This window comes from Micromonospora sp. DT46 (genome assembly GCF_049841735.1).
Classification (GTDB): domain Bacteria; phylum Actinomycetota; class Actinomycetes; order Mycobacteriales; family Micromonosporaceae; genus Micromonospora; species Micromonospora reichwaldensis.
This window is the reverse complement of the sequence record NZ_JBNCKW010000006.1, coordinates 150,812-174,060: the sequence shown is the minus strand read 5'-3', so window position 1 is coordinate 174,060 and position 23,249 is coordinate 150,812. Positions and strand designations below refer to the sequence as shown.

26 protein-coding genes and 1 tRNA gene are annotated in these 23,249 nt (G+C 72.3%); 15 read left to right on the top strand and 12 right to left on the bottom strand.

What is annotated here, in order from left to right:
* Nucleotides 1–65: 65 nt before the first annotated feature.
* Nucleotides 66–137: transfer RNA gene (locus tag ACLQ20_RS17920), tRNA-Lys, on the bottom strand.
* 522 nt (nt 138–659) lie between these two features.
* On the opposite strand from ACLQ20_RS17920, the gene ACLQ20_RS17915 reads away from it, so the two are divergent.
* The 8 genes from ACLQ20_RS17915 to ACLQ20_RS17880 all read left to right on the top strand — a co-directional run bounded on the left by ACLQ20_RS17915 (nt 660) and on the right by ACLQ20_RS17880 (nt 10,120).
* Entirely contained in the window at nt 660–1,805 is a 1,146-nt protein-coding gene (locus ACLQ20_RS17915) for an ROK family transcriptional regulator (protein ID WP_425856674.1), read from the top strand.
* A 73-nt stretch (nt 1,806–1,878) separates the two neighbouring features.
* Nucleotides 1,879–3,399 (top strand): ABC transporter substrate-binding protein, encoded by a 1,521-nt coding sequence (locus ACLQ20_RS17910; RefSeq protein ID WP_151452570.1) that lies wholly within the window; start codon nt 1,879–1,881, stop codon nt 3,397–3,399.
* Between the two features lie 81 nt (nt 3,400–3,480).
* A complete protein-coding gene (locus ACLQ20_RS17905) occupies nt 3,481–4,422 on the top strand; it encodes an ABC transporter permease (RefSeq protein ID WP_151452571.1) in 942 nt (313 codons plus the stop codon).
* Entirely contained in the window at nt 4,419–6,200 is a 1,782-nt protein-coding gene (locus ACLQ20_RS17900; protein ID WP_425856670.1) for an ATP-binding cassette domain-containing protein, read from the top strand. The genes ACLQ20_RS17905 and ACLQ20_RS17900 overlap by 4 nt, the downstream gene beginning before the upstream one ends.
* Nucleotides 6,197–7,039, top strand: a complete 843-nt coding sequence (locus ACLQ20_RS17895; protein ID WP_425856668.1) for an ATP-binding cassette domain-containing protein — start codon at nt 6,197–6,199, stop codon at nt 7,037–7,039. The genes ACLQ20_RS17900 and ACLQ20_RS17895 overlap by 4 nt, the downstream gene beginning before the upstream one ends.
* Nucleotides 7,040–7,069: 30 nt before the next feature.
* Nucleotides 7,070–7,957: a sugar phosphate isomerase/epimerase family protein gene (locus tag ACLQ20_RS17890; RefSeq protein WP_327030209.1), complete on the top strand. Its 888-nt coding sequence runs from the start codon at nt 7,070–7,072 to the stop codon at nt 7,955–7,957.
* Complete coding sequence (locus ACLQ20_RS17885) at nt 7,954–9,015, top strand: Gfo/Idh/MocA family protein (RefSeq protein WP_151452575.1); 1,062 nt, start codon at nt 7,954–7,956, stop codon at nt 9,013–9,015. The genes ACLQ20_RS17890 and ACLQ20_RS17885 overlap by 4 nt, the downstream gene beginning before the upstream one ends.
* A gap of 22 nt (nt 9,016–9,037) precedes the next feature.
* A complete protein-coding gene (locus tag ACLQ20_RS17880; RefSeq protein ID WP_425856662.1) occupies nt 9,038–10,120 on the top strand; it encodes a Gfo/Idh/MocA family protein in 1,083 nt (360 codons plus the stop codon).
* Nucleotides 10,121–10,238: 118 nt separating this feature from the next.
* On the opposite strand, the gene ACLQ20_RS17875 is transcribed toward ACLQ20_RS17880, so the two are convergent.
* Together ACLQ20_RS17875 and ACLQ20_RS17870 are read right to left on the bottom strand one after the other, a co-directional pair.
* Complete coding sequence (locus ACLQ20_RS17875) at nt 10,239–10,430, bottom strand: DUF397 domain-containing protein (protein ID WP_151452577.1); 192 nt, start codon at nt 10,428–10,430, stop codon at nt 10,239–10,241.
* Nucleotides 10,417–11,223: a helix-turn-helix domain-containing protein gene (locus ACLQ20_RS17870; RefSeq protein ID WP_425856659.1), complete on the bottom strand. Its 807-nt coding sequence runs from the start codon at nt 11,221–11,223 to the stop codon at nt 10,417–10,419. Before ACLQ20_RS17870 ends, ACLQ20_RS17875 begins: the two co-directional genes overlap by 14 nt.
* Nucleotides 11,224–11,465: 242 nt before the next feature.
* On the opposite strand from ACLQ20_RS17870, the gene ACLQ20_RS17865 reads away from it, so the two are divergent.
* Together ACLQ20_RS17865 and ACLQ20_RS17860 are read left to right on the top strand one after the other, a co-directional pair.
* Nucleotides 11,466–11,726, top strand: a complete 261-nt coding sequence (locus tag ACLQ20_RS17865) for a hypothetical protein (RefSeq protein ID WP_425856656.1) — start codon at nt 11,466–11,468, stop codon at nt 11,724–11,726.
* Nucleotides 11,723–11,977, top strand: a complete 255-nt coding sequence (locus ACLQ20_RS17860) for a flavin reductase (protein ID WP_151452580.1) — start codon at nt 11,723–11,725, stop codon at nt 11,975–11,977. Before ACLQ20_RS17865 ends, ACLQ20_RS17860 begins: the two co-directional genes overlap by 4 nt.
* Nucleotides 11,978–12,007: 30 nt before the next feature.
* Here the strand turns inward: ACLQ20_RS17860 and ACLQ20_RS17855 are convergent, their stop codons facing one another.
* Nucleotides 12,008–13,330 carry a M23 family metallopeptidase gene (locus tag ACLQ20_RS17855; RefSeq protein WP_425856654.1) on the bottom strand — a complete coding sequence of 441 codons (1,323 nt, stop codon included), beginning with the start codon at nt 13,328–13,330 and terminating at the stop codon, nt 12,008–12,010.
* A gap of 130 nt (nt 13,331–13,460) precedes the next feature.
* Here ACLQ20_RS17855 and ACLQ20_RS17850 point away from each other — a divergent pair, with 130 nt between their 5' ends.
* From ACLQ20_RS17850 to ACLQ20_RS17840, 3 genes are all read left to right on the top strand, one after another.
* Nucleotides 13,461–13,763, top strand: coding sequence for an anthrone oxygenase family protein (locus ACLQ20_RS17850; protein ID WP_425856651.1), 303 nt, complete (start codon nt 13,461–13,463; stop codon nt 13,761–13,763).
* A complete protein-coding gene (locus ACLQ20_RS17845; protein WP_358114382.1) occupies nt 13,760–14,062 on the top strand; it encodes a hypothetical protein in 303 nt (100 codons plus the stop codon). The genes ACLQ20_RS17850 and ACLQ20_RS17845 overlap by 4 nt, the downstream gene beginning before the upstream one ends.
* A gap of 88 nt (nt 14,063–14,150) precedes the next feature.
* Nucleotides 14,151–15,233 carry an NAD-dependent epimerase/dehydratase family protein gene (locus tag ACLQ20_RS17840; RefSeq protein ID WP_327030217.1) on the top strand — a complete coding sequence of 361 codons (1,083 nt, stop codon included), beginning with the start codon at nt 14,151–14,153 and terminating at the stop codon, nt 15,231–15,233.
* Between the two features lie 23 nt (nt 15,234–15,256).
* Here the strand turns inward: ACLQ20_RS17840 and ACLQ20_RS17835 are convergent, their stop codons facing one another.
* The 5 genes from ACLQ20_RS17835 to ACLQ20_RS17815 all read right to left on the bottom strand — a co-directional run bounded on the left by ACLQ20_RS17835 (nt 15,257) and on the right by ACLQ20_RS17815 (nt 19,166).
* The gene (locus ACLQ20_RS17835) at nt 15,257–16,456 is read right to left on the bottom strand and encodes a GNAT family N-acetyltransferase (RefSeq protein WP_425856646.1); all 1,200 of its coding nucleotides are present in this window, start codon (nt 16,454–16,456) and stop codon (nt 15,257–15,259) included.
* Nucleotides 16,457–16,523: 67 nt separating this feature from the next.
* Complete coding sequence (locus tag ACLQ20_RS17830) at nt 16,524–17,216, bottom strand: hypothetical protein (RefSeq protein WP_327030219.1); 693 nt, start codon at nt 17,214–17,216, stop codon at nt 16,524–16,526.
* Nucleotides 17,213–18,031 (bottom strand): ATP-binding cassette domain-containing protein, encoded by an 819-nt coding sequence (locus ACLQ20_RS17825; protein ID WP_311412189.1) that lies wholly within the window; start codon nt 18,029–18,031, stop codon nt 17,213–17,215. The genes ACLQ20_RS17830 and ACLQ20_RS17825 overlap by 4 nt, the downstream gene beginning before the upstream one ends.
* A complete protein-coding gene (locus tag ACLQ20_RS17820) occupies nt 18,028–18,366 on the bottom strand; it encodes a PadR family transcriptional regulator (protein WP_151452587.1) in 339 nt (112 codons plus the stop codon). Before ACLQ20_RS17820 ends, ACLQ20_RS17825 begins: the two co-directional genes overlap by 4 nt.
* Before the next feature lie 80 nt (nt 18,367–18,446).
* Nucleotides 18,447–19,166, bottom strand: a complete 720-nt coding sequence (locus ACLQ20_RS17815) for a PP2C family protein-serine/threonine phosphatase (protein ID WP_151452588.1) — start codon at nt 19,164–19,166, stop codon at nt 18,447–18,449.
* A gap of 63 nt (nt 19,167–19,229) precedes the next feature.
* On the opposite strand from ACLQ20_RS17815, the gene ACLQ20_RS17810 reads away from it, so the two are divergent.
* Nucleotides 19,230–20,267 (top strand): AAA family ATPase, encoded by a 1,038-nt coding sequence (locus ACLQ20_RS17810; RefSeq protein WP_425856641.1) that lies wholly within the window; start codon nt 19,230–19,232, stop codon nt 20,265–20,267.
* Between the two features lie 55 nt (nt 20,268–20,322).
* Here ACLQ20_RS17810 and ACLQ20_RS17805 read toward each other — a convergent pair whose 3' ends face one another.
* Nucleotides 20,323–20,790 carry a helix-turn-helix domain-containing protein gene (locus ACLQ20_RS17805; protein WP_425856638.1) on the bottom strand — a complete coding sequence of 156 codons (468 nt, stop codon included), beginning with the start codon at nt 20,788–20,790 and terminating at the stop codon, nt 20,323–20,325.
* A gap of 150 nt (nt 20,791–20,940) precedes the next feature.
* Here ACLQ20_RS17805 and ACLQ20_RS17800 point away from each other — a divergent pair, with 150 nt between their 5' ends.
* Complete coding sequence (locus ACLQ20_RS17800) at nt 20,941–22,200, top strand: benzoate/H(+) symporter BenE family transporter (protein WP_425856636.1); 1,260 nt, start codon at nt 20,941–20,943, stop codon at nt 22,198–22,200.
* A gap of 286 nt (nt 22,201–22,486) precedes the next feature.
* Here the strand turns inward: ACLQ20_RS17800 and ACLQ20_RS17795 are convergent, their stop codons facing one another.
* Nucleotides 22,487–22,861, bottom strand: a complete 375-nt coding sequence (locus tag ACLQ20_RS17795) for a hypothetical protein (RefSeq protein ID WP_132232266.1) — start codon at nt 22,859–22,861, stop codon at nt 22,487–22,489.
* A gap of 105 nt (nt 22,862–22,966) precedes the next feature.
* Complete coding sequence (locus ACLQ20_RS17790; RefSeq protein WP_151452591.1) at nt 22,967–23,203, bottom strand: hypothetical protein; 237 nt, start codon at nt 23,201–23,203, stop codon at nt 22,967–22,969.
* Between the last annotated feature and the right edge of the window lie 46 nt (nt 23,204–23,249).

Genomic DNA, 23,249 nt, shown 5'->3' with positions numbered 1-23,249 from the left:
GCTGCTGTATCGGCCCGGAGCATGGCAAGAGCGACCCCCTAAAGGGCCGCTGACCTGCGGAGGAGTGGGCCGCCAGGGACTCGAACCCTGAACCTATGGATTAAAAGTCCACAGCTCTGCCATTGAGCTAGCGGCCCGCGCGCTCAGGTTACCGGAAGGCGGCCGGTTGCGACTCTCGGCTTTCGTGCCGTAGGCGGAACCGGCAGCTCAGGCGAGGAGCGCCCGTCCGCGACGGCGCTTCCGGGCGTACGGGAGGAATCAGGCCGGGCGGCGCGGAGGCCGCCGGAAGGTCAACTGCCCGGCCCTCGGGGGGATTTGATCCAGGCAGGCGGGGGCCGGTCGTGGTCCGACGATCGATCCTGAAGAAGGCTGGCGAGCCTCCGGTCGGACCTTATCGGAGAGCCGGCGCCCATGGTGTCCCTCCTCGTCGCCGTGTCGGCTCGCCGGCACGCTGCCGGGCCCGTCCAGCGTCGTGGTCGGCGGCTCTACCAGGGGTGTTAACTGGCCGAAGCCGCCGCGAAAAGCGGGCCATGGGAATGTAACAACTTGGGAACAACGCGAGCCGCGTTCTTGTCCGCAGTTTGTTAGCCGCCTGTACTAACCGGGTGACCTGCATTGATGAGACGGGAACCACACCGCCGGAGCCCCAGGACCGCCCGGTGGGGACCCTGCGGCGAGACCGGGTTCCGGCCCGGGTCCGCTCCGGCGAGAAGGTGCTCCCGGAGCAGGCCCGCGTGCACAACCGCGAGTTGCTGCTGCGCACGCTGTACCGGGAAGGGCCGCACAGCCGGGCGGATCTGGCGCGACGCACGGGGCTGACGAGGGTCTCGGTCTCGGACGTCGTGAGCGACCTCCTCGCGGACGACCTCGTGGTCGAGGTCGGTACGCGGGCGGGGACGCGGCCCGGGAAGCCGGCCATGATGCTCGAGTTCAACGAGCACGCCTGCCAGTCGGTCGCCGTGGACCTGAGCCACTCGACGCTCTACCGGGGGGCCGTGCTCGACCTCGGCGGCTCGGTGGTGGCTCGCCATCAGGTCGAGATCGAGGGCAGCACCGGAGCCGACGCGTTGGCGAAGGTCATCGGTCTCGTCGGGGCGTTGCGCGAACAGGTGACGGCGCCGCTGCTCGGCATCGGCATCGGCATCCCGGGGATCGTGGACCTCGGTGGCGTCGTCCTCAGCGCACCCAACCTGGGCTGGAAGGACCTCAACCTCCGGTCGGTGCTGGCCGAGCAGTTCGGCTGCCCCGTGGTCGTGTCGAACGACGCCAACGCGACCGCGCTCGCCGAGCGTAGTTACGGCGAGAGCGCGGCGGACACCCTCCTCGTCCGGGTCGGTGTCGGTGTGGGGGCGGGTCTGCTGCTCGGCGGCACGCCCGTCCTGGGCAGCAGGTTCGCGGCCGGCGAGATCGGCCACGTGGTCGTGGACACCGGCAGCGAGCGGGCCTGTGTCTGTGGAAAGTTCGGCTGCCTCGAGACCTGGCTGTCGACCCGGCGCATCCAGGAAGACCTCTCGGAAGCGCGTACCGACGCGGAGCACACCCGGGTCCTCGCCGCCGCGGGCGAGGCACTCGGTTCGGTGCTGGCTCCGATCGTGGCCGCCATCAACGTCTCGGAAATCGTCCTCAGCGGGCCGCACCGGGTGCTGGAAGGACCGCTGGCCGCCGCGGCGATGGAAACCATCCGACAGCGCGCCCTGACCGAGGTCCACGGCGACATCGTGCTGCGGCTCTCGGAGCTTGGCGACGACATCGTCCTGCGCGGCGCGACCGCCATGGTCATGAGCCAACAACTCGGGATCGCCTGATCCGCTGATCCGATCCCCGTCACTTACAGCGACGCCGACCGGCGCTGGCTTTGCAGCAATAGAAGGGAACACGGTGCAACTGACACGCACGCTGACGGCAGCGTTTGCCGTTGTCGCTCTCGCCCTCGCCGGTTGTAGCGGTGGCGGGCAGGCGAATGAAGCAGGCTCGTCCCAGCTCGTCCTGGGCAACAACGGCGACCTGCTGACCTGGGACCCCGCCGAGATGAAGGAAGGCGCGGTCATCCACTACGCGGAGGCCGTCTACGACCCGCTGCTCCGCAAGACGTCCGAGTCGAAGATCGAGGGCAACCTGGCCACCTCGTACGAGTACAACGCCGACCTCACCGAGCTCACCCTGAAGCTGCGCGACGGTGTCACCTTCAGTGACGGCGCCGCCTTCGACGCCGACGTGGTGAAGGTCAACCTCGAGGCGCGCAAGAAGGGGGCGGGCAGCGCCTCCGAGGGGGCCCGGGCGATCGAGCGCGTCGAGGTCGTGGACAAGGCCACGGTGCGCCTGCACCTCAGCGAGCCCAGCCCCGGCCTCCTGGCCGCCCTGGCGACGTACACGGGGTACATGGCGAGCCCCAAGGCGCTCAGCGCGGGCACCATCGCCTCGAACCCGGTGGGCTCCGGGCCCTACACGTACGACGCGGGCGCCTCCGAGAAGGGCGTCAAGTACACGTTCAAGGCGCGCGACGGCTACTGGAACCGCGAGGCGTTCCCCTTCGAGAACGTCGTGATCCGCCCGTACGAGGAGTTCACCGCCCGGTACAACGCGCTCGCCACCGGCCAGATCCAGTTCATGTACGGCACCCCCGACATGGTGCCGAAGGCCAAGACCGACGGGCTCACCGTCAAGACGGTGCCCGGCGAGTGGCAGGGCATCATCCTCCAGGACCGCGCCGGCAAGGCGTCGGCGGCACTCGGCGACGTGCGGGTGCGGCAGGCGATCAACCACGCGCTCGACCGCAAGGCCATCCTCGAGACCCACTACGGCGGCTTCGGCCAGGTCTCCACGCAGACCTTCAACCCGTCCAGCGAGGCGTGGGTGCCGGAGCTGAACGCGCGCTACCCGTACGACCCGGCGAAGGCGCGCGAGCTGCTGGCCTCGGCGGGCTACGGCAGCGGCTTCAAGATCAAGGTCTCGTACAGCGAGGGCTTCATGTCTCCGCTGGTGCCGATCGTCACCCAGTACCTGGGCGACGTGGGCATCACGGTCGAGCAGGTGCCGGTCAACGGCTTCGCCAACGGCGGGCTGGAGACCCTGAAGGGCCAGCCGGCCTTCATGCTCTCGTTCTCCACGAACATCCCGGCGTGGACGGACGTGCTGAACAAGCTCACCCCGACGTCGCTGTGGAACAACTTCAAGTACACCGACGAGACCGTCACCCGGCTGCTCAAGGAGATCCCGGCCGCGCAGGGTGACAAGCAGGCCGCCCTCTACAAGGAGCTGAACACCCACCTCGTCGAGCAGGCCTGGTTCGCGCCGATCGTCACGCAGGAGAACGTCTACCTGTTCAAGTCCGACATCGACGTGACCATGCAGCAGGCGCAGCTCATGCCGAGTCTCCGCTTCTTCGCCCCGGCGAAGTAACCGCCGATCGACCCCGGATGGGTCGGGCAACGGTCCGGCCCATCCGGTGGATCACTACAGCTCATCTAGGAGGTAGCAGGCATGCTGGGCTTCATCGGTCGGCGGTTGGCCACGGGCCTGCTGCTGGCGTTCTCCGTCGTGACGGGGATGTTCTTCTTCCTCATGCTCACCGGCTCCGATCCGGCCCGGGGCGCGCTCGGCCTCTACGCCACGGAGGAACAGGTCGCGGTCAAGCGGGAGCAGCTCGGCCTCGACCGGCCGCTCGTCGAGCAGTACCTGAGCTGGCTGGGCGGGGTCGTACGCGGTGACCTGGGGGTCTCGTCCGCGCAGAACACCGACGTGAGCGACCTCATCGTGACGAGGCTGCCGGTCACCGTCTCCCTGGCGTTGGGCGCCGTCCTGGTGGCCGCCGTCCTCGGCGTCGTGCTCGGACTGCTCGCGGCGACCCGGCCCGGGACGTTCGACCGCGTGCTCCAGGTGTTCATGGTGTTCGGCTTCAGCCTCCCGAACTTCTGGGTCGCGATCATCCTGGCCCTGGTCTTCGCCGTGCAGCTGGGCTGGTTCCCCGCCACGGGCTACGTGCACCTGAACGACTCACCCGGCGGTTGGCTCTGGTCCATCACCCTGCCGATCGTCGCGCTGTCGATCGGTTCGATCGCCGCCATCGCCCAGCAACTGCGGAACTCCGTGATCACCGTCAACAGCCAGGACTACGTCCGTACGCTGCGCAGCCGGGGCCTCTCGCAGCGCGAGATCCTGCTCACCCACGTCCTGCGCAACGCGGCTCCGCCGGCGCTGACGATGCTCTCCCTCCAGTTCATCGCGGCGATGAGCGGCGCCGCCATCATCGAGCGCGTGTTCGGCCTCCAGGGCATCGGCGCCGTCGCCATCAACGCCTCGGGCAACAGCGACATCCCCGTCATCATGGGCGTCCTGCTCTTCACCGTGCTCGTCGTCGTACTCGTCAATCTCGCGGTCGACATCCTCTACGCCGCACTGAACCCGAAGGTACGGAACGCATGAGCGCCGACGTGACGCCCCGCGCGGGCCTGACAGCCAGGAGATTCCGCTCGTTCCTGCGTAACCCCATGGGCGTGGTGGCGGGCGGCGTCCTGCTGGCCATCGTCGCGGCGAGCATCCTCGCGCCGCTGCTCGCCCCGCAGGACCCGAACCTGGTGGTGCTCTCGGAGGCGCTCCGCCCGCCGAGCGGCGACCACCCGCTCGGCACGGACGGCAACGGGCGGGACATCCTCAGCCGCCTCCTGTGGGGCGGCCGGGTGAGCCTCCAGGCGGGCGCGATCATGGTCGCCGTCGCCCTCCTGTGCGGGATTCCCGCAGGTCTGCTCGCCGGCTACCGCGCGAAGCGGTTCGACGGGGTGTCGAGCTGGATCTTCAACATGCTGATGTCGCTGCCGGAGATCCTCATCATCATCGTGGTGATCGCCTCCCTCGGCAGCGGCCTCGCCCCGACGATGATCACCCTTGGCGTGCTGGCGTCGCCGGACATCTTCCGGCTGACCCGGAGCGCCGTGATCGCGGTGCGCGAGGAGCTCTACCTCGACGCCGCCCGCGTCGCGGGGCTCTCCGACCTGCGCATCATCTTCCGCCACGTGCTCTCCGTGGTGCTGGGGCCGGTCCTCGTGCGGTCCTCGTTCATCTTCGGCATGGCGATCATCGTCCAGTCCGGCCTGGAGTTCCTCGGCTTCGGCGACCCGCAGCGCCCCAGCTGGGGTGGCGAGCTCAGCAACGCCTTCCAGAACTTCCACCGCGCGCCCGAGCTGGTCATCGCGCCCGGCGTCGCCATCGGCCTCACGGTCATGGCACTCGTGCTCTTCGGCACGGCCCTGGCGGATTCGCTGGGGGTCAGCCGCAAACCCAAGGCCAAGCGGGCCGCGCGGTCCACCGGCCGGGACGACACGACGGTCGTCCAGGGCGGAGCCGACCGTACGCCCGCGACCGCCCTCCCCGCGGACACCCTGCTCCGCGTCGAGGACCTGTCGGTGCGGTACGTGGCCGAGGACGGAGCCACCAAGGACGTGGTGCGGGGCGTGTCGCTGCACGTCGCGCGGGGAGAGGTGCTCGGCCTGGTCGGGGAGTCCGGCTCCGGGAAGTCCCAGACGTCCTTCGCGATCCTCGGACTCCTGCCACCCGACGCCTCCGTGTCCGCCCGGCACCTCTCCCTCGACGGGCGGTCCCTGATCGGGCTGCGCGAGGGCGAGTTGCAGAAGCTGCGCGGGCCGCAGATGGCCTACGTGCCGCAGGAGCCGATGTCCAACCTGGACCCGTCCTTCACCGTCGGCGCCCAGCTGACGAAGCCGATGCGGCGCAAGCTCAACCTGTCCAGGAAGGCCGCGCACGAGCGGGCCCTGCACCTGCTCGAACGCGTCGGCATTCCCGACCCCGCCCGCACGCTCGCCGCCTACCCCCATCAGCTCAGCGGAGGAATGGCACAGCGGGTGCTCATCGCGGGCGCCGTCTCCTGCGATCCCGAGCTGCTCATCGCGGACGAGCCGACCACCGCCCTCGACGTCACGGTCCAGGTGGAGGTCCTCGAACTCCTCCGCGACCTGCAACGGGAACGCAACATGGGCCTCATCCTGGTCACCCACAACCTGGGTGTGGTCGCCGACCTCTGCGACCGGGTCGCGGTGATGCGGGACGGCCTCGTCGTCGAGCAGCAACCCGTCGCCGAACTCTTCGCCAACCCGCAGCACGAGTACACCCGCATGCTCTTGGACGCGACCCTGGAGGACGCCCCTCCCCGGCGGTCGCGCGACGACCTTCAGGAGGTGCAGTCATGAGCACCCGCAACGATTCCGACGCTCCGCTGCTCGACGTCCGCGACGTCAACGTCGTCTATCGCGGGTCCGGGTGGCGCAGTCCGTCCTTCCACGCGCTGCACGACGTCTCGATGCAGATCCGGGCGGGAGAGACGGTCGGCCTGGTCGGCGAGTCCGGCTCGGGAAAGACGACCCTGGGCCGCGCGCTCCTGGGGCTCGCCCCGATCAGCGCCGGCACGGTCACGTTCGACGGCGCCGACATCACCCACGCGAACCGGCGCGCCCGCCGGGCCCTGAGCCGGGACATCCAGGTCGTCTTCCAGGACCCGTACTCGTCGCTCAACCCGGCGATGTCCGTCGAGAGCATCCTCGCCGAGCCGCTCAGGGCGCAGGGAATGCCCGGAGCCGAAGCCTCCGCGCGGATCGGTCAGCTGCTGGGCCAGATCGGCCTGGAAGCCGACGCCGGGCGGCGGTACCCGCGCGAGTTCTCCGGCGGGCAACGGCAGCGGATCGCCATCGCCCGCGCCCTCGCGCTGAAGCCCCGACTCATCGTCTGCGACGAACCGGTCAGCGCTCTCGACCTCTCCACCCAGGCACGCATCCTCGACCTGCTCATCGACATCCAGGAGCAGACCGGCGTCGCGTACCTCTTCATCTCCCACGACCTGTCGGTGGTCCGCTACATCTGCCACCGGGTCGCGGTCATGCTCAAGGGCCGCATCGTGGAGACCGGTGACGGTGACACCGTCACGTCACGACCGAGCCATGCGTACACGAACCGGCTGCTCATGGCGTCGCCCATCCCTGACCCGGCGCGCCAGGCGGAACGACGCCGCCAGTACGCCGCGCTCTCCTCCTGACCCCGCCAACCCCGACCGAAGGAAGTACCCGTGCAGTTCGGCTTCAGCTCCTACTCCTTCTACCAGCACCTGCGCACCAACCGGATGAGCCTCTTCGAGGTCATCGACTGGATCGGCGCCAGCGACGCCACCCACATGGAGATCGCGACGGTGTCGCTCTCCCCGGAGATCTCCAACGACACCTCCACCCTCGACCAGGACCCCGGGTTCGTCCAGGAGATCAAGACCCGCGCGGCCGACCAGGGCGTCACCCTGTCCAACCTCGTCGTCCCGGCCGACCTCCTCGGCGAGGGCGCGGAGAAGAGCATGCAGCGGGTCAAGCGGCACATCGAGGTGGCCGCCGCCCTGGACATCAAGCTCTTCCGCCACGACGTCGCCAAGTGGGCCCACCGGGCGAAGGACATCGCCGAGTTCGAGGCGCTGCTGCCCCGCATGGTGGAGGCGTGCAAGGAGATCGCCCAGTACGCCGCCCCGTACGGCATCACCACCAGCGTGGAGAACCACGGTCTGCTGATGAACGGCGGTGAGCGCGTACGCCGGCTCATCCACCTCGTCGACGAGCCGAACTTCAAGACGACCCTCGACGTCGGCAACTTCATGTCGGTCGACGACAACCCGGTGGTGTCGGTCGCCGAGAACGCCCCGTACGCCAGCATCGTGCACCTGAAGGACTTCTACGTCCGCTCGCAGTACCCCGGCGACGGCTGGCACCACACCCCCGGCGGCACCTACCTGCTCGGCTCCATCGTCGGCTACGGCGACCTCGACATGCGCAGGATCGTGCGGGGCATCGTCGACGCCGGCTACGACGGCTTCGTGTCCATCGAGTTCGAGGGCATCGAGGAGTGCCTGATGGCCAACCCAATCGGTCTGGCCAACGCGAAGCGGCTCTTCGCCGAGGCGGAGGCGGCGAAGTGAGCCGGCTTGGCGTGGGCGTGATCGGCGTCGGGAGCATCGCGGAGATGCACCTGGGCGCGTACGCCGCCAACCCGGACGTCCACCTCGTCGGGGTGTTCGACGTCAACCAGGAGCGGAGCGCGCAGAAGGCCGAGACCTTCGGCGTGACCCGCGTGCACCCGACGCTCGACAGCCTGCTCGCCGACCCCGAGATCGACGCGGTGAGCATCTGCACGTGGAACGACAGCCACGCGGAGATCGCCACAGCGGCGCTCGACGCCGGCAAGCACGTCCTGGTGGAGAAGCCGTTGAGCCGTACGGCCGGCGAGGCCGAGGCGCTCGTCGAGGCCGTCGAGCGCAGCGGCAGGCACCTGGAGGTCGGCTTCGTCCGGCGCTTCGGCGCGAACGCCAAGGTTCTCAAGTCGTTCGTCGACGCCGGGCTGCTGGGCGACGTCTACCACGCGCGCGCGACGAACATCCGACGGCTCGGCAACCCCGGTGGCTGGTTCGCGGACCACAAGCGGTCCGGCGGGGGACCGCTCATCGACATCGGCGTGCACGTGCTGGACCTCTGCTGGTACTTCATGGGCACCCCGAAGGCCGTCACGGTCAGCGCGGTCACCCACACCCGGCTGGGCAACCGGGCCAACGTCACGTCGTTGTCGCGGTACAAGGTCGCGGACTACGACCCGACCCAGAGCGACGTCGAGGACTTCGCCACGGCCCTCATCCGGTTCGACAACGGGGCGTCCCTGACGCTGGAGACCAGCTACTCCCTGCACGCCCTCGAGGACCGCCTCGAAGTGGCGGTCTTCGGCGAGCGCGGTGGCGCGGAACTCGAACCGAAGCTTCGGATCGCCACCGAGATGCACGACACCATCCTCAACGTGGGACCCCAGATCGACCACCTCAGCTTCGACTTCGCCGAGGGGTTCGCCAACGAGATCGCGCACTTCGTCTCGCTGTGCCTGGGAGAGGCCGAGCAGGTGGCCCCCGTCTCCCACGGCACGGAGGTCATGCGCATGCTCGACGGGATCTACGAGTCGGCGCGTGCCGGCCACGAGATCAGGCTCTCCTGACATGGTCCACGACGGAGGGTCCGTGCGGGTGGGGGTCGTGGGGTGCGGAAACGTCAGTTCCCGCTATCTGGCCAACCTCGCCGGGGACCCGGCGGTCACCGTCGTCGCCTGCGCCGACGCCGACCCGGCGCGCGCGCGGGCGCTCGGCGCTGCCCACGCGGTGCCGGAGGTGCACCCGGTCGACGCCCTGTTGACCCATCCGGACATCGACCTGGTCCTCAACCTGACCCCACCCAGGGCGCACGCCGAGGTGACCCTGCGCGCCCTGGAGCACGGCAAGCACGTCTACACGGAGAAGCCCCTGGCGACCACCATGGCCGACGGTCACCGCATCGTCGAGGCCGCCCGGGCGCGGTCGTTGCAGGTCGGCACCGCGCCGGACACCTTCCTGGGCGTCGGGGCGCAGACCTGCGCGGCGCTGCTCGCCGACGGCGCGATCGGCACCCCGACCTCGGTGAACGCCGCCATGATGAACGCCGGGCCGGAACGGTTCCACCCCGAGCCGGAGTTCCTCTACCAGGAGGGCGCCGGACCCCTGTTCGACATCGGTCCGTACTACCTCACGGTGCTGACCGAACTCATGGGTTCCGTCGTCCGGGTGGGGGCGCTGGGCGCGACCGCGCGTACCGAACGCGTCGTGTTGGCCGGGCCCCGCGCGGGGGCGACCTTCAGCGTGCAGACACCCACCCACATCAACAGCGTCCTGGAGTTCGCCAGCGGGGCCATGGGCATGCTGGTGACCAGCTTCGACGTCGTGGCGACGCGTACGCCGCACCTCGAGATCCACGGCACCGAGGGCACGATCGTCGCGGCGCAGGCCAACTCGTGGGGCGGCCCCGTGCTGCTCAGGGCGGCGGGCAGCACCGACTTCGTCGAGGTGCTCCCCGGCCCACGCGACTCCGACGGGTTCATGGGGATGGGTCTGGTCGAGATGGCCAGGGCCATCCTGGCGGGGCAGCCCGCGCTGGCCGCGGCGACACGGGGGCTCCACGTCCTCGAGGTGCTCACGGCCATCGCCGACGCCGCCCGCTCCGGCGGAGGCTTCACGACGATCAGTTCGAGGCTGGAGACCCCCGGTCGACGTGACACGGGTGTCGTCGGGTGAGGGCCGGCCGAGCGCAGGCAACCGCCGCCGGAGACGCCGGCCCGTCGTGGGCGGGCGTCTCCGGGCGTACGGGATGAGGCAGGCCCGGTGCGGGCACCTCCGGGCGTACGGGAGGAGGTCAGGCCCGACCGGCGGTGCGGGCGACGAACGCGCGCCACGCCGTGGGGGCGAAGGTCAGGGCGGGGCCGGTCGGGTCCTTCGAGTCGCGGACGGCGACCACGCCGGGCAGGTTGTCGGCCACCTCGACACAGTTCCCGCCGCTCGAACCGCTGCGGCTGGACTTGCGCCACTGAGCGCTACTGAGGTCCATGATGGCTCCACACTTCCTTCATGAGGTCAATGGACTGCCGACGCGGGAGCGCTTCGTTCCGCACGCCTTCCCACTTCGCCAGAAGACTAGCCACATCATCCTTACTGTCCGCAACAACTCCGCCCAGTTGGTTTTCCAGATGCCAGACCCAGCCGCCGTCGGCGGACCGAGCCAGCGCGAAGGGGCCGGACAGCCCGATGTGCAGGCCGGTCGTCGCTGGAATCACGTGCACGTGAACGTGCGGTAGTTCCGCCATCGCGACGAGGTGCGACACCTGCTCGGCCATGATGCCGCTGAATCCGTCGCCGGTCCGGCTCAGTGCCGACTCGTCCAAGACCGCGACCAGTTGCGGCGGGTTCTCGCCGGTCAAGATTCTCTGCCGGTCCATCCGGGCGCTGACCTGCTGGTCGACCTCCGTCGCTGACATGAGGTCGTTGAGGCGCATGACCACGCGGGCGTAGTTCTCGGTTTGCAGCAGCCCGGGAACCAACAGCGGCTCGAACAGCCGTAGTTGTCGTGCGGCGCGTTCGGCGTCGAGCCAGGGGAGGAACCAGGACGGGGCGCCGACGCTGGCGACGAGTCGTTCGAAGAGCCCGCCGGTCCTGAGGGCCCGGTCGGCTCCTTTGATGAAGTCCATCGTCAGCGCCCGGGTGCCGCCCTCGACGGCGCTGACGTGCGACGCGCTGAAGCCCGCGCCCCGGCCGAAGGTCTCCTGCGTCATGCCGGCGTCGCCTCGGGCGCGGCGGATCTCGCCCACGATGAAGGCGGCGAGCGGGCTCGGCACGTCGGCCATTCAGGGCCTCCCAATTTGAAGATCGACTACCTGCGGCGCCACCCGTCGGGCGCGGGCTCGGCCAGCCCGGCCCGGACGCGCGCGGAGCCTTCCGAGCGTAGTCGCCTCCACAGCAGAGTGTCACCAGCGAGGGCTGCTCGTGGAGCGTTGGCCGGGGGCGGTCCTCGCGGGGGCCGCCCCGGGCGGGCGTCCGTGGGCGGCCCCCTTCCACGTGACGGCCGGCCGACGGGCGGGAGGAAGACGTGACGGTCGACAGGCCGCGCGGGGAGCGCGCGATCGCGCCGGGCGAGGTGATCCGCGTCCCGGAGGACTCCTACCGGTTCGGGGTCGGGGCCCTCACGATGTACGTCACCGAGGTCCTCGGCCGGGGCCCGTTCCAGGGCGCGGAGTGGGTCGAGCTGCGCGGCCGGGAGCTGAACCCGGACGGCACGCTTCGACCCCGCGAGCGGTACGCCTCCGTCCGGCTGGACCGGGCGACCGTCGTCGGGGTGCCGTCGCGGTGACCCGGCGACGCGACCACGTACCGTCCCGCCCGACCTGGCGCTGCGCGGCCTGCGGGATCGCCTGGCCCTGCTCGGCGGCGAAGCTGCGCCTGCTCGGCGAGTACCGGACCGACCGGACCGCCCTGCTGGTCCACCTCGCCACCCTCCAGGTCGAGGCCGCCGCCCAGCTCGCCGAGCTGGACGGCGGCGGTTCCCGCGTCGATTTGGCCGACCGCTTCACCGCTTGGGCCCGCCCCCGTCCCGCCTCCTGACCACCTGCGCGCTCTCCCTCGGGTGGGGCGTCACTGGTTGGCGAGGGCCACCTGCCGGGCGTTGACGACGACGTCCACCCAGTACGAGTTCAGGTTCGGTTCCTTCACCCGGGCCCAGCCGCCGGACACCACGGCGATCCGGTTGCCGGCGACGTCGAGATCCGTGGCGCCGGTGGCGACGTGCTCCCAGCTCCCGTTGAGCGGGCCGGCCTTCACGTAGGCGTTGCCGCTGTCGTCCCGTACCGCGATCCGGTAGCCCTCGACGACGACCTGCCGGCCCGCGGCCTGGTTCACCCAGGCCGCGTTGAGCGGCCCTTCCTTGACCTTGGCCGTGCCGCCCTCGACGACGCCGATCCGGGCCCCGTCGAGGGAGAGGTCGGTCGCGCTGGCCGCGACGGTGTGCCAGGACGCGTTGATCGGCCCCTCCTTGACCTTCGCGACGCCGTTCTCGATGACCCCGATCCGACCGTCGGCCGCGTCGATCACGGTCGTGTTGCTCGAGATGTGGGCCCAGTTGGCGCTGTAGAGGCCGTCCTTGGCCCAGGCCCTGCCGTCGGTGCCGAGCACGACGTAGCGGTCACCGTCGACGACGACGTCCCTGGCGTTGTGGAACAGCGTCACCCAGCCGGCGGTGAGGCCGCCGGCCTTCACCTCGGCGGCCCCGTTCGTGCTGATCACGGCGACGCGGTCGCGGTCGGCGGAGACCCTGGTGACGTTGGTCTTGAGTTCGTGCACGGTCCCGTTCAGCGACTCCTTGGCCGCGAGCGTCCCGTCGGTGCGCACCACCAGGACCCGGTCGGGAACGGCGTTGACCGGCGTCAGGTCGGCGAACGGGAGGTTGATCGGGGCGCCCTTGGTGACTGTGCCGCCGCAGACGTACGCCGGGCGGATGTCGTACACCGCGCCGTGGCGGCGGATCTCGAAGTGCAGGTGCGGGCCCGTGGAGTTGCCCGTGCTGCCGACGTGCCCGAGCACCTGCCCCTGCCCGACCTGCTGCCCCACGGCGACCGACGCCGCCCCCACCATGTGCAGGTACCGGGTCTGGTAACCACCGGCGTGCGACAGCGTCACCATGTTGCCCCCACCAGAGGTCCAACCCGCGAAGGCCACCGTGCCCGGATACGCCGCACCGATCGCCATCCCGCTGTTGCCCGCGATGTCCACCCCGTAGTGATCGCTGTCGGTGGCACCACACCTGTTCGCGAGCACCCCCGTGACCCGCCCACCCACCGGCTGGATCATCGCCCCGGTCTGCGCGGACGCCGGCTGCGCCGGAACGACCGCGATCCCGAGCAGGACTCCTGCCGCTACTCCGATCGCCCGCAGTCGACCCCACGCGCTCACTCTGGTCACGTCTCCGCCCTCTCGCCGATATCGATCAACATCGGCATGGTGTGGCATCGCGCAGATGTTCACAAGGTCACGTCGACGAATCCGCGCCCGTTCAGCCGGGCACCGGCAGCGGTCGAACTCCCCGTCTCGGGTGACAGCCCGGTGGACGGGTGCTCATGGGGGCGAGCGGCTCGGCCATGGGCCGGAGGGGCAGCGCCCGGTTGACTGGTGGGACGACACGGGCGGCCCCGTCCTCGTCTGGACCGTCGCCGCGCTGGCCTGCTACCTGGTCACCGTCGGGGTGACCGCGCGCCTCAACGTGCCGCTGAACGACCGGCTGGAGGCCGCCGGCCCGGCGCGGCTGACCGCCGGCCGGGCCGGGCCGGCCGTGTCGCCGCCCGCACCGACGCGGCAGGCATGGGCGGGTCGGCGTGGGGGAACCGTGCCCGTATGAGGATGAGCAGCACCCCGGCCGTGGCGGCCTCCAGCGAGGAGACGGACCCGGAGGGCGTACGGGGGCCGGCCGGCGAGGTGCACGCCTGGTTGCCGGGGCAGAACCAGACCGTCTGCGGGCTCCCGCTCAGCCGGACCCGGCTGCGCCGCTTCCCGCACGTGCGGTTCGAGTACACGTCGACGGACGTGCTCACCGAGGCGGACCCCGTCGGCCGGATCTGCCCGCGCTGCCTCGCCGCCTCGCAGGGCCGCCGCCGGGGCGGGCAGAAGAACTGGGTCCGCCACTCGCCCCGCCCCTGACGGCCCCTGACGGGTGTGCCGCTCGCCCTACTCCCGACGGTGGGCGTGATCGGCGATTGAGCCGGGGCTGACCGGGTACGGGACGGGCATGCGGATCGTGGTGGTGGGGGCGACCGGCAACGCGGGCACCGCCCTGTTGCGCCGGCTGCGGCGGGAACGCGGAGTGGAACTCGCCGGGGTGGCCCGCCGGCTGCCCGGGCCGGACTGCGGCGAGCCGTACGACCAGGTGGAGTGGCACTCCTGCGACGTCGGCCTGCCCGGCGCGGCCGACCAGCTCGCCGAGGTCTTCGCCGGCGCCGACGCGGTGGTGCACCTGGCCTGGCAGATCCAGCCCAGCCACGACCAGCGGGTGCTGCACCGGACCAACGTGGGCGGCAGCGCGGCCGTGATCGACGCCGTGGTCCGCGCCGGCGTGCCGGCCCTGGTGTACGCGTCGTCGGTAGGCGTCTACGCGCCCGGCCCGAAGGACCACCCGGTCTCCGAGCGCTGGCCGGCGACCGGGGTGCCCGGCTCGTCGTACAGCCGGGACAAGGCCGAGGTGGAGGCGCTGCTCGACCGGGCCGAGCGCGAGCACCCGGGGCTGCGGGTGGTGCGGCTGCGGCCCGGCCTGAACTTCCAGCGGGCGGCGGCCACCGAGATCACCCGCTACTTCCTCGGCCCGTTCGCGCCCGTCCGGCTGCTGCGCTTCGGCCGGATCCCGCTCGTGCCGACGAACCCTCGGCTGCGGATGCAGGCGGTGCACACCGACGACGTCGCCGACGCGTACGCCCGGGCGGTCCTGGGCGACGCGCGCGGCGCGTTCAACGTCGCCGCGGACCCGGTGCTGACCCCGGAGCTGGTGGCCCGGCACTTCCACGGCTGGACGGTGCCCGTCGCCGCCCCGGTGCTGCGCGTCGCCGCCGCCCTGACCTGGCGGGCGCGGCTGCAACCGATCGACGCCGGCTGGGTGGAGCTGGCGCTGCACGCGCCGCTGATGTCGAGCGAGCGCGCCGAGACGGAGCTGGGCTGGCATCCGCGCCACGACGCGCTCAGCGCGCTGAAGGAACTCTTCGCCGGCATGGCCGACCGGGCGCACACCGCCAGCCCGCCGATGTCGGCGGCGCGCCACCTCCCGGGCCGCCCCACCGCCCTGCTCCGCGGTCGCGCCGCCGGCCACGGCAACCCCTACTGACCCACGCCCGCGGGAGGCGGGGGTCAGAAGTCGGCGAAGACGTACGGGTTCTGGCGGGGGAAGAGGCGGCGCAGTTCCGCCGCCGCGTCCGTCGACACGTCGCCCAGCCCCCGCAGGCCCACCTCGACCGGATCCAGGACCCCGTACGCCAGGGCGGAGAGGCCGGCGGCCTTCAGCGTGGCGGCCGGCGGCGAGCCGACGGTGGCGGCGGCGCCGGTGACCAGCTCCAGCGCGCCGGTCGTGCCGTCCAGCAGGTACGACCCGGCCAGCCACCGGTCGCCGGTCAGCTCCACCCGCACCCGGCCCGGCCCGACGGGCAGCCCGGCCAGCGCGTCGATCGACAGCAGCCGGGCCATCGGCGCGGCGTAGCTCGGTCGGGCCACCCGCGCCTCGACGTGCACGGCCAGATCGGTCAGCCACAGCTCCGGCACCTCGTCGACGGGCACCTGCACAGTCACCCGCTCCACCTGGTCGACGTGCCGCCCGAAGAACTGCAACATGAGTGCCCGGGCGAGCGGATCGGCGGCGAGCAGGTCGCCGGCGGCGAGCGTGCCGCCGTGGTCGTCGATGCGGTAGAGCACCGCGCCGGTGACCGTACCGCCCGTGCGGGCCGTGAGCAGCCAGTGCTCGTCGCGGTCGCGCAACCCCACGTCCCGGTAGCCGGGGAAGATCGCGAAGCCGTGCCGCTCGTTCAGGCACCGCTCGGTGAACGCGCGCCAGTCCCGGTAGCCCTCGCCGATCCGCTCCCAGCCCACCTCGCCGGGCAGGTCGGCGCCGAGCAGCTCGCCCAGGTCGGCCGGCGAGAACGTGACCGTACGCGGCTTCGGCAGCCCCACGTAGCCGAACCGGGCGTAGAACGACGGCCGGAACGGGTAGAGCGCGCTCAACTGGTGCCCCTCGTCGCGCATCTCGTCGAGGAGTTGGTGCATCAGCGTGCGTACGTGCCCCTGCCGGCGGGCCAGCGGATGGCTCGCCACCCCGGCGACGCCGGCCATCGGCAGCACCTCGCCGCGCAGGTTCTGCCGCATCGGGATGGCCGAGGCGGCGGCCAGCGTGGTGCCGCCCTCCTCGACGACCAGCGTCCGGTTGCCCTTGTTGTAGGGCAGGTAGCCGCGGAACTCCTCCGCCCGGGCCGCGCTGCGCGGCGACGCCTCGAAGGCGTACGCGCCGAGCGCGAAGCTGGTGGACAGTCTTTCTTCGGCGTTCACCCGGCGGACGGTCATCCGCCCATCCCATCCCGGCCCGGCGGTCGCCGCAACCGCAATCGCCGGTGACCGCGGCGACGCCCGGTCAGCCGATCGGCAGGTGTCGAAGGTGCCGGCGGCGGCGCAGCCGGACGCTGAACACGGCTGCCACGGCGCCGATCAGCAGCGCGGTGACGGCCAGCCCGTGCAGCGAACCCCGCGCCAGGTAGCCGGAGTCGGTGTGGTCCACCGCCCACGTGGCGATCTCCCGGCTGGACCAGAACGGGGTCAGCTTCGCGCCGGTGCCGGCCGGGTTGATCAGCATCTGCACCGCCACCACGGTGAGCAGCAGCAGCGTCCCCTCCAACTCGCGGGGGAGCAGCGCGCCGATCAGCATCCCGAACGGCGCGGCCACCCCCACGCAGCAGAGCATCGCCACCGCCACCCCGCCGTGCCGCAGCTCGGGCGCGTCCACGACGGTGAGCACGAAGAACGGCACGGACAGGATGAGCCCGGCCGCCCACAGGCCGAGCAGCCGGCCGAGGTAGAGGTCGTGCGGGCGGTAGCCGGCCAGCCGCAGCCGGGGCTCCAGCTCGCGAGCCGCGCCGGTGGCGAAGAGGGCGGCGGTGCTGACGGCCCAGCTGATGCCGAGCAGCAGCGAGCGTACGGACTGCCCGACGTGCGAGTCCCGCCGGATCAGCCAGAACGCCAGCGGCATCAACAGCAGCAGCAGGAGCACGCCCCGACGGCGCAGCAGCTCCCGCAGGGTCATCTCGGCGACGGTGACGAGGCGGTTCACGCACGCCCTCCCTGGGTGGCCGGGGTCAGGTCGAGCACCAGGTCGACCCGGTCGAGCTGGTTGAGCAGGTGGGTCACCACGACGATCGCCCGGCCCTCGTCGCGCAGCCGGGCGAGCTGGTCCCAGAAGTTGACGTACGTGCCCTGGTCGAAGCCCTGGTAGGGCTCGTCGAGCAGCAGCACGTCCGGCTCGCTGAGGGTGGACATGGTCAGGTTCAGCTTCTGCCGGGTGCCGCCGGAGAGGTTGCGGGCGAGGACGTCGCCGTCGGCCTCCCAGCCGAGGTGGCGGGCCGCCGCCCGACCGGCGCGGCGGGCCGGTCCCCGGGCCACGCCCCGGCCGGCGCCGACCAGCACGAAGTGCTCGTCGGGCAGCAGGAAGTCGGCGGTGCCGCCCTGCTGGGGGCAGTAGCCGACCCGGCCGGAGACGGTCACGTCCCCGGCGTCGGGGGAGACCAGCCCGGCGCAGACGCGCAGGAAGGTGCTCTTGCCGCAGCCGTTCGCCCCGATCACGGCGGCGATCTGTCCGGCCCGGACGGTCAGGGACGCGTCGCGCAGGACGGTGCGTCGCCCGTACCGCTTGGTGATGCCCCGGGCGTGCAGCCGGACCGGTCCGGGACGCGCGGCGGGCGAGGTGCCGATGGTCTCGACGATCGCGGCGGCGTAGTCCTGCGGCCGGCCGAAGACGGCCCACGGGTCGCCCCCGCTGTCGCGCAGGTGCGTGGCCGCCTCGGCGACCACGTGCCGGGCGGCGTCCGCCCGGACCCGGCGCCGGTCCAACTCGGCCGCGAACACCCGCAGCCACTCGTCGGCGTTCATCCGTCGACCCCCTTCGTGACGAGGCCGGTCACCGGGGCGACGAACGCGAGCCAGGCGCTGCCGCCCTGGCGCAGGGTCGCCCGCCCGCTGTCGGTGATCCGGTAGTACTTGCGGGCCGGACCGGACGCGCCCTCCCGCCACTCGGCGGTGACCAGGCCGGTGCGTTGCAGGCGCAGCAGCACCGGATAGAGCGTGCCGCCCTGGATCGGCCCGATGCCGGCGGCCTCCAGCGCCTGGGCGAGCTGGTAGCCGTAGGACTCGCCCTCGCGCAGCAGGGCCAGGACGCAGAGGTCGAGCACCCCGCGCAGCCACTGCCCGCGCCGGTCGGAATCCACCCGAGGAACATAGCGGCACTACCTAGATGGCACAACTACCTAGCTGGCGGCGGCTGCCCGCGACAGGAGCCGGGACGCGCTCAGCCGGCGACGACGTCCGAGACCACGACTGTCACGTTGTCCGGCGCGCCGGCCTGGTGGGCGAGCTTGACGAGCTGCTCGCCGCAGTGGTGACGGTCGCCGTACGTGATCAGCGTCGCGGCGATCGTCCCGTCCTCGACGTAGTCGGAGAGCCCGTCGCTGCACAGCAGCAGCCGGTCGCCGGCGACCACCGTGAGCACCCCGACCGCCGGGGGAGTGTCCGAGCCCTGCACCGCCCGGGTCACCAGGGACCGCTGCGGGTGGTGCCGTGCCTGCTCCGGCGAGAGCGCCCCCTGGTCCACCAGCGCCTGGACGAAGGTGTCGTCGCGGGTGAGCTGGGTCAGCTCCCCGTTGCGCAGCAGGTAGCAGCGGGAGTCACCCACCTGGGCCAGCACCAGCGCGTCCCCTGCGAGCAGGGCGGCGGTCAGCGTCGTACCCATGCCGTCGCGCGCCGGGTCGACGGTGATGGCGGCGTGGATGCGCCGGTTGGCGGTGCTCACCACGGCGCGCAGCGCCGCGGCCGCCTCGTCGGGGGCGGTCGGCGGGCTCAGCTCGTCCAGGATGCGGATGACGATCTCGCTCGCCACCTCGCCCGCGGGCAGGCCGCCCATGCCGTCCGCGACCGCGACGAGGCGGTCACCGGCGAGGGCGGAGTCCTCGTTGTTGGTGCGAACCAGGCCGATGTCGTTGAGGATGGCCGAGCGGAGGATCAGCGTCATGGGGTCAAGCTTGCCAAGAACACCCTCCCGCCGTCTCTACGCACTACTGCGTAGGGTTGGGGAATGATGCCGGTGTCGATGGTCGGACGCACCGGCGAGCTGGTCGAGCTCGACCGGGCGTGGTCCACCGTGGTCGCCGGCCGACGGTCCGCGCCGACCGTCGCGGTGATCACCGGAGCCGCCGGGGTGGGCAAGTCCCTGCTGGTCGCGGCCGCCCTCGACGCGTTCGCCCCCCGACCGGCGGTGGTGCTCTCCGGCGCCGCCCGCGTGCACAGCCCCGCCCCGTACGACTGGCTGGCCGCCGTTCTCACGGGCCGGGACACGAGCCGGCTCGACCTGCCGGCGGACGCGCTGGCCTGGCTCGCCCAGCAGCCGACCGCGCCGCGCGAGCGCTACGCGCCGGGCACCCTGCTCCGCCTCGCGGTGCGGGTCGTCCGGCTGCTCGTCGGCGCCGGCCCGGCCGTACTGGTGGTGGAGGACCTGCACGCCCTCGACCCGGCCAGCCTGAACCTGGTCGGCGAGCTGGCGACCGCCGCCGACCTGCCGGCGCTGCTGGTGGTGGCGAGCCGGCCCGCCGAGGACGCCGTCGCGCCGGACCTCGCGGTCCGCGCCCTGGCCCGGCTCTGCGGCGTCCGGGGCGCCGTCCGCCAACACCTCGGACCGCTGCTCCCGGCCGAGGTCGCCGAGGTGCTGACCCAGGTGTACGCGGACCCGCGCCCGTCCGGCCGGCTGGTGCGCGCCGTCTGGCAGCGCACCAGCGGCAACCCGTACGCGCTGACCGAACTGCTCGCCGCCCACGCCGGCCGGGGGCCCGAGGCGCTGCTCCGCCCGCCACCCGCCCCGCGCCCGCCGAGGATGGCGTCGCAGCGGCCGGTGGATCCGGTGGACGCCGAGCTGACCGGGCGGGAGATCGAGGTGCTGGGCTGCCTGGTCGCCGGGATGTCCAACAAGCAGGCGGCGCGGGCCCTCGGCATCTCGGTGCGGACGGTCACCGTGCACGTGTCCAACCTGCTGCGCAAGACCGGGTCGGCGTCGCGTACGGAGGCGGCGATCTGGGCGGTGCAGCGGCGGCTGCCGGTGCCGACCCCCGTCGACGGCTGAGCCGACGCCCGACGGGGCCGGTGCGGGCCACGTGCGCGGTCCGGCCGGCGGGTGCTCAGGGGCGGGGGTAGCGCAGCAGGAGGCTGGCGGCGACCTCCTCGTCGCCGACGGCGGCGTACACGTGCGGCACGTCGGACGTCCAGCGCAGGTGCCCGCCGGCGGCGGCGGTCAACGGCGCGTCGACCGGGCCGGCGCGCAGCACGCCCGAGAAGACGGTGACGTGCTCGGTGACCCCCCTCTGGTGGGCGGGGGAGAGCTGCTCCGGACCGGGCGCGACCAGCATCCGGTACAGCTCGTAGGTGGCGTCGCTGTCCTCGAAGACCTCCAGCAGGATGGCGCTGACCGCGGCGCCGCGGACGACCGGTCCGGCCGCCGGGCCGGAGAGCACGGCCGTCAGCGGTACGCCGAGCTGCGCGGTGATCGCGTAGAGCGTCTCCAGGGTCGGGTTGCGGGTGCCGTTCTCCAGGCCGGAGAGGGTCGCCTTGCCCACCCTGGCGAGCCGGGCGAGGGCGGACAGCGACATCCCGCGCTCCTCGCGCAGGGCGCGTACCCGGCGCCCGACGGCCTCGGCGCCCGGATCGGGGGCCGATCGGTGGACTGGTGACGTCTGCGGCACCCCGCTATGGTGCTACAGGTTCCTGTTCCATAAACGGAACGGTCGGGGGAGGCGGGGATGGCGGGACGGTCGCAACCGGTGCTGGCGGGTGTGGTGACCGCGCTGGTCGGGTTCGCCAGCTCGTTCACGGTGGTGCTGGCCGGCCTGCGGGCCGTCGGCGCCTCGGACGCACAGGCCGCCTCCGGGCTGCTGGCGGTGTGCGTGGCCGCCGGGATCTCCGCTGTCTGGCTGGGCCTGCGGCACCGGATCCCGATGAGTGTCGCGTGGTCCACCCCCGGCGCGGCGCTGCTGGTCGCCACCGGCACGGTGCCCGGCGGTTGGCCCGTCGCCGTCGGGGCGTTCCTCGTCTCGGGCGCGCTGATCGTGGCCGCCGGGCTGTTCCCCGCCCTCGGGCGGGCCGTCGCGGCGATCCCCCGGCCGATCGCGGGCGCGATGCTCGCCGGGGTCCTGCTGCCGCTCTGCACCGCCCCCGTCCGCGCGCTGGTCGAGGTGCCCCGGCTGGCCGTCCCCGTGGTGCTGGCCTGGCTGCTGCTGCACCGGTTCGCCCGCCGGTGGGCGGTGCCGGGCGCGCTGGTCGTCGCGGTGGCGGCGATCGCGCTGACCACTCCGGTCTCCGGGCTCGGTGGCGCGCGGCTGCTGCCCGCGGTCGAGCTGACCGCCCCGGCCTGGAACCTCTCCGCGATGGTGGGCCTGGCGTTGCCGCTCTTCCTGGTCACCATGGCCGCGCAGAACGTACCGGGGATGGCGGTGCTGGTCGGCTACGGCTACCGGCCGCCCTTCGGCGCCGCGCTGCGCACCACGGGACTGACCACCGTGCTCGCCGCGCCCGCCGGCGGACACGCGGTCAACCTCGCCGCGATCACCGCCGCCCTGGCCGCCGGCCCGGACGCCCACCCCGACCCGGAGCGCCGCTGGATCGCCTCGGTCACCGCCGGGACCGGGCTGGCCCTGCTGGGGCTGGGCGCCGGTGCGGCCACCGCGCTGGTCGCGCTCGCCCCGCCGGTGCTGATCGAGGCGGTCGCCGGGCTGGCGCTGCTCGGCGCGCTGGCCACCGCGCTCACCTCGGCGCTGGCGGAACCGGCGGACCGGGAGGCCGCCGTGGTCACCTTCGTGGTCACCGCCTCCGGGGTGACCCTGCTCGGCGTGGGCGGCGCGTTCTGGGGCCTGGTCGCGGGCGGGGTGATGCTCCTGCTCTTCCGCCACCGCTCCGGCGGGCTGGCTGCAGCCGAACCGGGTGCGGCTGGGCCGGCTTCGACAGGACCGGATTCCGTCGCGGTCGCCTCGTCGCCGAGTGGCGGCCAGGCCGGCGGCACCTGACCCTCCACGCGCTGTCGAACTGAGTCGTTTACGACATCACGGCCTCGCCACTGTTGGCTGGCCGATCGGCACGTGGCTCGGCGACCGGAATCCGGCGTTTCGGAACCTGTCGTTCGGCACCCGCACGTCCGGCAGCCCGCTTCGGGCCGGCAGCGCGGGAGTTTGAATCGTCTACGACATCAGCTCGACAGCGTGCGGCGGATGTGTCCGGTGCTGACGCTGTGCCGCGCTGGACGGGCGCTCCCCGGTAGTGCGTTCGGGCGGGCACGCTGCGGCGGTGCGTCGCTCACTCCTCGGGCGGCAGGTCGCGGGCCGGGACGTCGAGGCGTACCTGGTCGTCGGTGACGGCGGCGATCTGCTCGGCGAGCACGTAGACCGCGCCGGTGCGGACCAGGTCGGTGGAGACCTTCAGGTAGCCGCTGTGCAGCAGCCGGGCCGCCAGGTCGGCCGGCACGTCCGGCTCCTCGACGGCCGTCGACTCGATCAGCTCGTCCAGGCTGCTGCCCGGGTCGGCGGTCGGCGCCTGCACTGTCACCGCGTTGGGATCACCCCGCTGGACCAGGTCGACGGTGCCGAACTCGGTGCCGTCGACGTCGATCACCCGCATGCCCGTGGTGACCCGGGAAACTGTCGCCTGCCGCTCGGTGCCCTGCTGCTCCATCCCGGGGCGGTTCCCGGCCCCCGCTCCGGCTAAACCATCGTCGAGATCTTGGACAGTTGTCGCTCGGGCCGAACGCCAACCGTCCAAGATCTCGGGCGGGGTCCCTCACCAGGACGTTGGAGGGCGGGGGGAGAGTTCGCGCCACGTGTCGGTGCCCTGGAGCAGCGCCCGGACCGTCTCCTCGGCCTCCTCGGCGGTGCCGTACTCGTAGAACCGGGAGACGCCCTCGGAGCCGCCGGCGCGCTGCTCGACGTGCCACCGGTCCGCGTCCACCCGGAGGAAGACGTCGCGCCGGGCCAGCCGGCCCCATTTCCCGTTCCACCAGTGCTTCCGCTGCTCCATGGCGGGACTCTATCGAACAGGCGTACGAAAATGTGTGGCCCCTGCG